Origin of the sequence: Streptomyces sp. G-G2 (genome assembly GCF_030063135.1) — a bacterium.
Lineage (GTDB): Bacteria > Actinomycetota > Actinomycetes > Streptomycetales > Streptomycetaceae > Streptomyces.
In genome coordinates, this window is record NZ_JASISO010000094.1 from 1 (window position 1) to 10,063 (window position 10,063).

Sequence of the window (10,063 nt, forward strand, 5' to 3'; positions counted from 1 at the left end):
CGTCAATGTTCACCTGTTCCAAGCAGGGACGCAGCCCGATACGGACGCTTGATGCCCTCGAGAATCGCCACACTCACCACCGGCTCCGGAGTCAACCCCCGAAGGACTTCGCGCGTCGACCACTAAGAGCCCCCAGGCTGCGTCCGGAATGTGACGGGAGGTCAGATTCCGGGTGCTGAGCCCGCACCGCGAACCCGGATGAGGGGTGGTAAGCGGTGGGGGCAGGACGAGGACCGCGGTGGTGTCGAGCCAGTGCGGTGGTAAAGGCCCAGCGGCTTGTCTCCTGACCTGAGGGAGACAAAGCCAAGGTGTCCTGTCGCCACCACCGCGGTCCCAGCCATTCCTTATATATAGGGGCCACGCACAGAGCCCCCTGTATGTGACCCTCCCTCCGGCTGCGCCGGACTCCGTCCGCCGGAGACACAGCAGCCCCACAGACCCCGCCCGGCGGGTGCGAACGTCCTGTCGCGCCAGCCTCGTCCCGTCGGGCGGTCACACACCAGAGCGCCGAGTCACGGACGGTCCCGTGACCCGGCGCTTCGTCGTGCCCGGGCGTGCCGGGGCGGACCGGTCAGGCCAGGCGTTCGGTGAGCCGGCCGTACAGTTCCGGGCGCCGGGTCTGCATCAGGCCGAACTCCAGCCAGTCGCGGCGCTGGTCCAGATCGAGGTCGGCGACGAGGACCGCGGGCCGGTCGCGGGGTGCGCGCAGGATCACCCGGCCGTAGGGGTCGGAGATGAACGAGGACCCGTAGAAGGTGGAGCGGCCCTCGGTGCCGATGCGGTTGGGCACGATCATGAAGAGGGCGTTGGCCAGGCCGTTGGCGCTGATGGCGTGCTCCCACATGGGCCGGGTGTCAAAGTCCGGCAGGTCCACCTCGGAGCCGATGGCGGTGGGGTGCACCAGGATCTCGGCCCCGTGCAGCCCGTAGGCGCGGGCCAGCTCGGGGAACCACTCGTCCCAGCAGGTGGGGAAGCCGAACCCGGCGCCTTCGAGAGCGACGACCGGGAACCCGCTGTCGCCGGGGCGGAAGCACAGGTCCTCGCGGTAGCCGGGGAAGGCGGGGATGTGGTTCTTGCGGGTACGGGCGACCAGCTTGCCGTCCGGGTCCACGCAGACGGCGGTGTTGTAGCCGAGGCCGCCGTCCTCGGACCGCTCGTAGAGCGAGGCGTGCACGGTGATCCCGAGACCGGTGGCCAGCTCGGTGATCAGCCGGACGGTCGGACCGCTCTCGACGTCTTCCAGGTGGCGGGCGGCGCCGTCGGCCATGGGGTCGTCGGTGTTGCAGAAGTAGGGGCTGCGGGTGAGTTCGGGCAGGCAGACCACCTTCGCGCCCTCGGCGGCGGCCAGGGCCACGCCCTCGCGCAGCCGCTCGTCGTGCTCGTTCTCGTCGGGGTACCAACGCGTCTGGACCAGGGCGACGCGCAGCGCGGCGCGCTCGGCGGGCCGGAGGCGGGCCGGGGAGCCGAGCGGGGAACCGCAGGAGGTGAGGAGCTGGTATCCGGTGGCGCTCATGCGGTGAGGTCCTTCGGGAGCTGCTGGGTGATGCAGTGGACGCCGCCACCGCCGTACGCGAGGACCGGGGCCGGTACGCCGACCACCTTGCGGCCGGGCAGGGCCTCGGCGATGACGGTGAGGGCCGCCTCGTCCGCGGCGCTGCCGCCGACCGGGACCACACACCCGCCGTTGGCCAGGTAGAAGTTGAGGTAGCAGACCTCGACCGGGGCGCCGCCCACCTCGCCGTAGACGGTCTGCGGGACCCGCACGATCTCCAGGGCGCGGCCGCGGGCGTCCGTACCGGCCTCCAGGACGGCGAGGTTGGCGCGCATCCGCGCGTGGTCGGGGTGCGCCGGGTCCTCCGGGAGGGAGACGACGACCTTGCCGGGCGCGACGAAGGCGGCGACGCCGTCGACGTGCCCGTCGGTCTCGGTGTCCTCCAGCCCCCCGTACGGCAGCCAGATCACCTTCTCGATGCCGAGGCGGCGCTTCAGCTCGTCCTCGATCTCGGTGCGGCTCATCCGCGGGTTGCGGTTGGGGTGGAGCAGGCACTGCTCGGTGGCGATCAGGGTGCCCTCGCCGTCCACGGTGAAGGCTCCACCCTCCAGGATCATCGAGGAGTGGACGCGCGGGATGCCGAGGCGGTCCAGCAGCAGGGAGGCGAGCTTGTCGTCGGCGGTCCAGGGGTAGTGCTTCTCGCCCCAGGCGTTGAACCGGAAGTCGACGCCGACCCGGGCGCCGTGCTCGTCGTAGGCGAAGACCGGGCCGGAGTCCCGGAGCCAGGAGTCGTCGAGGGGCAGCTCGGTGATGTCGATGCCGGGGTCGTCGCCACAGAAGGCGCGGGCCTCCTCGGCGAGACCTGGCGCGGCGATCATGACGACCGGCTCGAAGGCGGCGATGGCGCGGGCCACGGCGGCGTATTCGTGCTTGGCGGCCTCGAAGGCGGGCCCCCAGAGGGACGGACGGGTCGGCCAGGCCATCAGACAGGCCTCGTGTTCGGCCCACTCGGCGGGCATGCGCGGGTTCATCGGGGTGCTCCCTCGGTTTGGCGTGGCCTGGCGGTCCGGCCGACCCGGACTCATGCTAGCTGACTGAAATTTCAGTCAGAACGAAAGAGATTGAAGATCGCGTCAGGGCGCGCGATGGAAGCTATCGTGAGACCTGACTGAAAGGTCAGTCAAGTGGGATCCGACCGGAAGGTGGGCCGACGTGGCAGATCGCCAAGCGTCGATCCTGGCGGCAGCGGTACGCGTCATCGCGCGGAGCGGCGTCAGAGGACTGCGGGTCGAGGAGCTGGCGGCCGAGGCGGGGGTGTCCACCGCCCTGATCTACTACCACTTCAAAGACCGCGCGGGCCTGATCCGTCGCACGCTCGCCTTCATCGGCGAACGCGCCACCGGATACACGGAGGAGGCCCTCACGGACTCCGAGGACGCCCGGGCCCTGCTGCTCCATCTGCTCCTCGGCGAACTCCAGGACAGCGCCCGGGTACGCGAGAACAGCATCGCCTGGGGCGAGCTGCGCTCCAGCGCCATCTTCGATCCCGATCTGCGCGAGGCCCTCGCCCAGTCCACCCGCGTCTGGTGCCGGGACACCGCCGACTCGGTGGCGGACGCCCAGGCGGCGGGCCTGGCCGACCTGCGGACCGACCCGATGGATACCGCGGAGCGGCTCACCGCCCTGGTGGAGGGGCTCAGCGAGCGCTGGCTGAGCGGCTCGCTGACCCTGGAGCGGGCCCGCGCCCTGCTGACCGGCGCGGTGGAGGCCGAGCTCGGGCCGCGTCCCGCCTAAGGGTGAGCCCTTGGGGCGGGCGCGAGAGGCCCCGCCCGGCCCGCGCCGTCCAACGGCCGACCACCGCCGGGCCCCCGGGCCCGTACCGCACGCCGAACGGCCCCCGCCCTCCCGGAGGAGGAACAGGGGCCGTTCAGTGGTGCTGGACCAGCCTGGTGGACCTAGGCGGAGATCGGGCGGATCGCGGTCGGGGCGTGGCCCGGCTCGGTCGCGATCTCCTCGAACTCGGTGACGTCGCTCATGTCGACCGTCTTGCTCATCGAGATGTTGGTGATGCGCTCCAGGATGGCCTCGACCACGACCGGAACGCTGAACTCGGCGGCAAGCTTCTTGGCCTCCTCGAGGGCGGCACCCAGCTCGTTCGGGTCCGTCACGCGGATGGCCTTGCAGCCCAGACCCTCGACGACCTTGACGTGGTCGACGCCGTAGACACCCAGCTCCGGGGAGTTGATGTTCTCGAACTCGAGGTTGACCTCGAAGTTGATCCCCAGACCGCCCTGCGCCTGACGGATCAGACCCAGGTAGGCGTTGTTCACGAGGATGTGGACGTACGGGATCTTGTGCTGCGCGCCGACCGCCAGCTCCTCCAGCATGAACTGGAAGTCGTAGTCGCCGGAGAGCGCGACGACGGGGGTCTGCGGGTCGGCGCTGGCGACACCCAGCGCGGCCGGGATGGTCCAGCCGAGCGGGCCCGCCTGGCCGCAGTTGATCCAGTGGCGCGGCTTGAAGACGTGCAGCATCTGCGCGCCCGCGATCTGGGACAGGCCGATGGTGGTGACGTAACGCGTCTCCGGGCCGAAGGCCTTGTTCATCTCCTCGTAGACGCGCTGCGGCTTCATGGGGATGTTGTCGAAGTGCGTACGGCGCTGCAGCGAGCCCTTGCGCTCCAGGTGCGAGGCGACCCAGGCGCTGTAGTCGGGGAGCTTGCCCTCGGCCTTCAGCTCCTTGGCGACCTCGATGAAGATCTCCAGCGCGGCCTTGGCGTCGGAGGCGATGCCGAGGTCCGGGGCGAAGATCTTGCCGATCTGGGTGGGCTCGATGTCCACGTGGACGAACTTGCGGTCGCCGAGGTAGGCGTCCAGGTTGTAACCGGTGTGGCGGTTGGCCCAGCGGTTGCCGATGCCGAGGACGAAGTCCGACGCCAGGAACGTCGCGTTGCCGTAGCGGTGCGAGGTCTGCACACCGACCATGCCGGCGGCGAGCTCGTGGTCGTCGGGGATGACGCCCCAGCCCATGAGGGTGGAGATGACCGGGACGCCGACCAGCTCGGCGAACTCGACCAGCAGGTCGGAGGCGTCGGCGTTGATGATGCCGCCACCGGCGACGATCAGCGGGCGCTCGGACTCCAGCAGGAGCTGGATGGCCTTCTCGGCCTGCTTGCGGGTCGCGGCGGGCTTGTGCACGACCAGCGGCTCGTACAGGTCGGGGTCGAACTCGATCTCGGTCAGCTGGACGTCGATCGGGAGGTCGATGAGGACCGGACCCGGGCGGCCGGAGCGCATCAGGTAGAAGGCCTCCTGGAACACACCGGGGACCTGCGCGGCCTCCAGGACCGTGGTGGCCTTCTTGGTGACCGGCTTGGCGATCGAGGCGATGTCGACGGCCTGGAAGTCTTCCTTGTGCAGCTTCGCGACCGGGGCCTGGCCGGTGATGCACAGGATCGGGATCGAGTCCGCGATGGCCGAGTAGAGGCCGGTGATCATGTCGGTGCCGGCGGGGCCGGACGTACCGATGCAGACACCGATGTTCCCGGGGGCGGTACGCGTGTAGCCCTCGGCCATGTGGGAAGCGCCCTCGACGTGGCGAGCGAGGGTGTGCTTGATGCCACCGACGTTCTTCAGCTCGCGGTAGAAGGGGTTGATGGCAGCGCCGGGCACGCCGAACGCTTGCGCGACACCTTCGCGCTTGAGGATCTCCACTGCAGCGGCGGCGGCTGTCATACGGGGCATCGAGTACTCCTGCGGGTCAGGCGGTCAGGCTTTTCCGTAATCCGGAAGTTTTGTTCTGCTATACGGAACAAGCTAAGCGGCGGCTCGGCACACGTCAAGGCGCGACGGAACCCCGGAAACCACCAAAAGCCGCGATTCTCTCGGTGAGTTGTACAAATGACCGGGACGGGGGCGGGAGATCGCCGACCCGCTCCCCCGGTGGTCGCGGGTGGTGGAGCATGGAGCCACGCACAGCGACGGAGGGGGTCAGCCTGATGGCGGAGACGGTTCTGGTGCGCTGTCCGGCGTGCCTGCGCGAGAACGCGTACATCGCGCCGGTCTTCCCCTGTGCGTGCGGAAGTCCGGTCAGCCCGCCCCTCGATCTCGCGGCGGAGCCACGCCCGCTGACCCATCGCACCTGGTCAGAGGCCTGGGTGGTGGTGCGGTGCGGGGGCTGCGGGCGGGCGGGCGAATGGCCGCAGCCGGAGGTGGGGTGCGTGTCGTGCGGGACGGTGGTGCGGGTTCCGGTGGTGCCGGTGGCGCCCGAGGCGCACGGGGTGGACTGCGGGGCGGCCGGGCCGGGGCCCACGCAGGGACCGCCGCCGCCGACCGCCGCGGGGCCGGAGGGCGCCGCGGGGCCGCGGCCCGCGTTCCGGCCGGTCACCATTCGTACGGCGCGTGACGCGGTGGCGACGGCGGCGCTGTATCTGCGCTGGCTCGGCTTCCAGGACGTACGGCAGCCCGACTCCCGGCCGCTGCCGTCGGCGGCGGTGGACCTGCGGGCCCCCGGGCTGGTCGCCCAGGTGGACCCGACCACCGCGCCCGCCGGGCTGCGGGCGGTGGAGTGCGTCTGGCTGAACGGGCTGACCACCGCCTCGACCAGCGTCTACTTCTCACTGGCCGGTTATACGGAGGACGCCCGCGCCCGCGCGGACGACCTGGGGATACCGCTGTTCGTGATGGACCTCGCCGGCGTCCCGCAGCCGCTGAACGACCCGGCGGACGTACTGGTGGGGACGGGGGCCTGAGGGCTGTCCCGCGAACCCCGGCGGATCAGCGCACGGGGATCGCATGCGGTGCGTCGCGAGGCGGAGGGACGCCCGCGCACCGGGCGTATGCGGGAGCTCCGACGACGCGGCGAGGTGTCGTAGCCGACGCCGGGCGGGCGCCGGGGATGACGGGACAGCCCTTAGGCTCGGATCCTGTCTTCTGTTCTTCCTTCCCCTCTTCCTTCCCCGCCCTTCCGAGGAGAGCGTCATGAGCCTGTACGACATCCCGCTGACCACCCTGTCCGACGAGCCCACCAGCCTCGCGCCGTACAAGGGCAAGGCGATCCTGCTGGTGAACACCGCCTCGCAGTGCGGGCTGACCCCGCAGTACTCGGGGCTGGCCCGGCTCCAGTTCGCGTACGCCGAGAAGGGCTTCACGGTGATCGGCGTACCGTGCAACCAGTTCGGTGGCCAGGAGCCGGGCACGGCGGACGACATCCAGACGTTCTGCGCCTCCGGTTTCGGCGTCACCTTCCCCATGCTGGAGAAGTCCGAGGTCAACGGTGAGAACCGGCACCCGCTGTACGCGGAGCTGGTGAAGACCCCGGACGCCGAGGGCGAGACCGGGGACATCCAGTGGAACTTCGAGAAGTTCCTGATCTCGCCCGAGGGCGAGGTCGTCGGCCGCTTCCGTCCGCGCACCGAGCCGGAGGCCCCCGAGGTCATCGCCGCGATCGAGGCCGTACTCCCGGCCTGACCTCCGTATCAGGGGTCAGCGCAGCTCGGTCTCGTCGTACTCGTGCGCCGAGCCGAGCGCGGTCAGCTCGCGCAGCTCCACCCGGCGGATCTTGCCGGACACCGTCTTCGGCAGTTCGGCGAACTCGATGCGCCGGATCCGCTTGTACGGGGAGAGGACGGCGCGGGAGTGCTCGAACAGCACCCGGGCCGTCTCCGGCCCGGGCTCCCAGCCCTCCGCCAGCGCGATGTACGCCTTCGGCACGGCGAGCCGCAGCGGGTCCGGAGCCGGTACGACGGCGGCCTCGGCGACCGCCTCGTGCTCCAGCAGGGCGCTCTCCAGCTCGAACGGGGAGATCTTGTAGTCGGAGGCCTTGAAGACGTCGTCGGCGCGGCCGACGTAGGTGAGGTACCCGGACGAGTCGCGCGACGCGATGTCGCCGGTGCGGTAGATCCCGCCCGCCATGGCCTCGGCCGTCCGCTGCTCGTCGTCGCGGTAGCCGGTCATCACCCCGGCGGGCCGGGTACCGAGGTCCACGCACAGCTCGCCCTCGTCGGCGGACTCCTTCCCGGTGACCGGGTCCACCAGCACGATCTTGTAGCCGGGCGCCGGGCGCCCCATCGAGCCGGGCTTGACCGGCACCCCCGGGAAATTGCCCACCTGGAGGGTGGTCTCGGTCTGGCCGAAGCCGTCGCGGATGGTCACGCCCCAGGCCTGGCGGACCTTGTCGATGACCTCGGGGTTGAGCGGCTCACCCGCCGCGACCGCCTCGCGCGGCGGGGTGCGCAGCGCGCCGAGGTCGGACTGGATCAGCATCCGCCACACCGTCGGCGGGGCGCAGAAGGAGGTCACGGCGCCGCGGTCCATCTCCGCCATCAGCCGCTGGGCGTCGAAGCGGGTGTAGTTGTGGATGAAGACGGTGGCTCCGGCGTTCCACGGCGCGAAGACGTTGGACCAGGCGTGCTTCGCCCAGCCGGGCGAGGAGATGTTGAGGTGGACGTCCCCGGGGCGCAGGCCGAGCCAGTACATGGTCGACAGGTGCCCGATCGGGTACGAGGCGTGCGTGTGCTCCACCAGCTTGGGCCGGGCCGTGGTCCCGGAGGTGAAGTACAGCATCAGCGGCTCGTCGGCCAGCGTCGGTCCGTCGGGCGTGAACGCGGTGGCGACGCCGCCGTCGTACATGTCGGAGAGCCGTAGCCAGCCCGCCGGTACGTCGTCCCCGGCGGCGATCCGCGTGTACGCGCCCGGTACGTCGTCGAACTTGCCGGTGTCCTCGGCGCGCACGATGACGTGGCGGGCGCCGCCGCGCTCGACCCGGTCGCGCAGGTCGTTCGGGCCGAGGAGCGGGGTGGCGGGGATGACCACGGCGCGCAGTTTCATCGCGGCGAGCATGACCTCCCACAGCTCGCGCTGGTTGCCGAGCATGACGATGATCCGGTCCCCGGCCGCGATGCCGTGGCCGCGCAGCCAGTTCGCGGCGACGTCCGACCGTACGGCCATGTCGGCGAACGTGACGGCCTCGCTGGTGCCGTCCTCCTCGACGATCCGCAAGGCCTCGGTGTCGTTCCCGGCGGCGATGCGGTCGAACCAGTCCAGGGCCCAGTTGAAGCGCTCGGGGCGGGGCCAGGTGAAGTGCGCGTACGCGTCTTCGTAGGCGCCGCGCCGCTCCAGCAGGAAGTCCCGCGCGGCCAGGAACCGTGCGGTGGCGTCGGTGTCGTGCCGGTGGCTCTGGTGGTCGTCGTTCGATGTCATGTGATGCATCGTGCCGTGCGGGGCGGACCCGCCACCAGAGCGGCGTCAGCCGGTGATTGACCCGAAGGCCACTCCCCCGCCGGGCGCGCCGGTGCCCGGACCCGCCAGGGCGGTGATCAGCGACTCGCCTTCGGCGACGACCTCCCGGCGTTGGGCCACGCTGATCTCGGCGAACAGCTCGACGATCACCCGGGCCGGCTCGCCTCGGCCGCCCTGCTCCGGGCCGGGCGCGTACTTCCATACACCGGTGACGAAGCCGTCGACGAGCAGGGTGCGGTACGCCTGGTTGCCGTTCGAGGTACGGCCCTTGAGCTCGGCGGGGATCACTCGGGAGCGGTCGGCGTGGGAGAGCAGGAGGTTGTCGAACTCGGGCAGGAAACGCGGCGGGGCGGGCGTGTCGGCGTCGGGGCGGGGGGCGTCGGGGAGGTCGAAGAGTTCCACGCCGTTCTCGTCGCGGAAGACGAGCAGGCCGGGCCGCAGCCGCTCGAAGGCCTCGCGCAGGCGGGTGAGCCCGGCCCAGACCTGCATGTCCTTGACGGAGGCGGGTCCGAAGGCGCCGAGGTAGCGCAGCACGACCTCGTCGATGGGCGGCGCCTGAGGGACGTCGTCGGCCGGGCGGCCGAGCCAGGCGTCGAGGGTGGTGAGGCGGACCTGCCCGCTGAGCCCCCAGACCCCGCGCGGGGTGACCTGCACCAGCGGCAGCGTGCAGCGCGCGGCGACGGAGAGCGAGGCGGGGTCGGCGTCCGGCCACTCCTTCAGCAGCTCCTCGCGGATCTCCCCCATGGTGCGGGGCTCGCTGTCGGCGAAGGCGCGCGCCAGGAGGGCGAGGCGGCCGAGGTCGACACCGCCGAGGCCCGTGCGGAAATTGCCGATCTCCCGGTCCCGGGCGGGCTGGACCAGCGAGCGCAGGGCGACGGCGTCCTCGGCGGTGTGCGTGTGGATCGTGGACCTCATGGTCACCATGCGCACCACCTGCCTCGACTCCATCAGCTCCGCCAACTCCTCGGGGCGGAACCCCGCGAGCCGGGCGTGCAGCTGGTAGTAGGGCGGCTTCACGTTCTGCGCCTGGAGCCCGAGGAGGTGCCCGACCGCGTCCCGCGCGCAGCGCCCGTCGCGGGACAGCAGCAGCTGGCGGGCCAGGGTGGCCCGGTTGAGCGCGCGGGGCGGGAGCACGGGCGCGGCGGCGGCGCGGTGCGGTGCCGAAGAGGCCATGCGCCACGCTAACCGCCGAGGCGGTCACCTCCTGTCCGCATTCCCCACCCGTTCCCACCGCCTTCCCACCCCGCTCCGACGCCCCGTCCACGCGCCTTCCCGTTTCCCCCGATATCTCCCCCAGCCGAATATGCTTCACCCACCACCCACCACCCACCAC

8 protein-coding genes are annotated in these 10,063 nt (G+C 71.1%); 3 read left to right on the forward strand and 5 right to left on the reverse strand.

Going from position 1 to position 10,063, the window contains the following annotated elements; translation table 11 throughout:
- Window positions 1-571 precede the first annotated feature (571 nt).
- Window positions 572-1,513, reverse strand: coding sequence for a nitrilase-related carbon-nitrogen hydrolase (locus QMF80_RS37170; protein WP_283461741.1), 942 nt, complete (start codon window positions 1,511-1,513; stop codon window positions 572-574).
- On the reverse strand, window positions 1,510-2,523 hold the full coding sequence (locus QMF80_RS37175; protein ID WP_283461743.1) for an agmatine deiminase family protein: 1,014 nt from the start codon (window positions 2,521-2,523) through the stop codon (window positions 1,510-1,512). Before QMF80_RS37175 ends, QMF80_RS37170 begins: the two co-directional genes overlap by 4 nt.
- A gap of 181 nt (window positions 2,524-2,704) precedes the next feature.
- Here QMF80_RS37175 and QMF80_RS37180 point away from each other — a divergent pair, with 181 nt between their 5' ends.
- Window positions 2,705-3,286: a TetR/AcrR family transcriptional regulator gene (locus QMF80_RS37180; RefSeq protein ID WP_283461745.1), complete on the forward strand. Its 582-nt coding sequence runs from the start codon at window positions 2,705-2,707 to the stop codon at window positions 3,284-3,286.
- Window positions 3,287-3,447: 161 nt separating this feature from the next.
- Here QMF80_RS37180 and gcl read toward each other — a convergent pair whose 3' ends face one another.
- Window positions 3,448-5,235, reverse strand: coding sequence for a glyoxylate carboligase (gcl, locus tag QMF80_RS37185; RefSeq protein WP_283461747.1), 1,788 nt, complete (start codon window positions 5,233-5,235; stop codon window positions 3,448-3,450).
- Between the two features lie 218 nt (window positions 5,236-5,453).
- Between gcl and QMF80_RS37190 the strand changes: the two genes are divergently transcribed.
- Together QMF80_RS37190 and QMF80_RS37195 are read left to right on the forward strand one after the other, a co-directional pair.
- Complete coding sequence (locus tag QMF80_RS37190; RefSeq protein ID WP_502962999.1) at window positions 5,454-6,242, forward strand: hypothetical protein; 789 nt, start codon at window positions 5,454-5,456, stop codon at window positions 6,240-6,242.
- Window positions 6,243-6,471: 229 nt separating this feature from the next.
- Window positions 6,472-6,960, forward strand: a complete 489-nt coding sequence (locus QMF80_RS37195) for a glutathione peroxidase (RefSeq protein WP_283461749.1) — start codon at window positions 6,472-6,474, stop codon at window positions 6,958-6,960.
- A gap of 15 nt (window positions 6,961-6,975) precedes the next feature.
- Here QMF80_RS37195 and QMF80_RS37200 read toward each other — a convergent pair whose 3' ends face one another.
- The gene (locus QMF80_RS37200; RefSeq protein WP_283461751.1) at window positions 6,976-8,691 is read right to left on the reverse strand and encodes an AMP-binding protein; all 1,716 of its coding nucleotides are present in this window, start codon (window positions 8,689-8,691) and stop codon (window positions 6,976-6,978) included.
- 45 nt (window positions 8,692-8,736) lie between these two features.
- Complete coding sequence (locus tag QMF80_RS37205) at window positions 8,737-9,903, reverse strand: winged helix DNA-binding domain-containing protein (protein WP_283461753.1); 1,167 nt, start codon at window positions 9,901-9,903, stop codon at window positions 8,737-8,739.
- Window positions 9,904-10,063 lie beyond the last annotated feature (160 nt).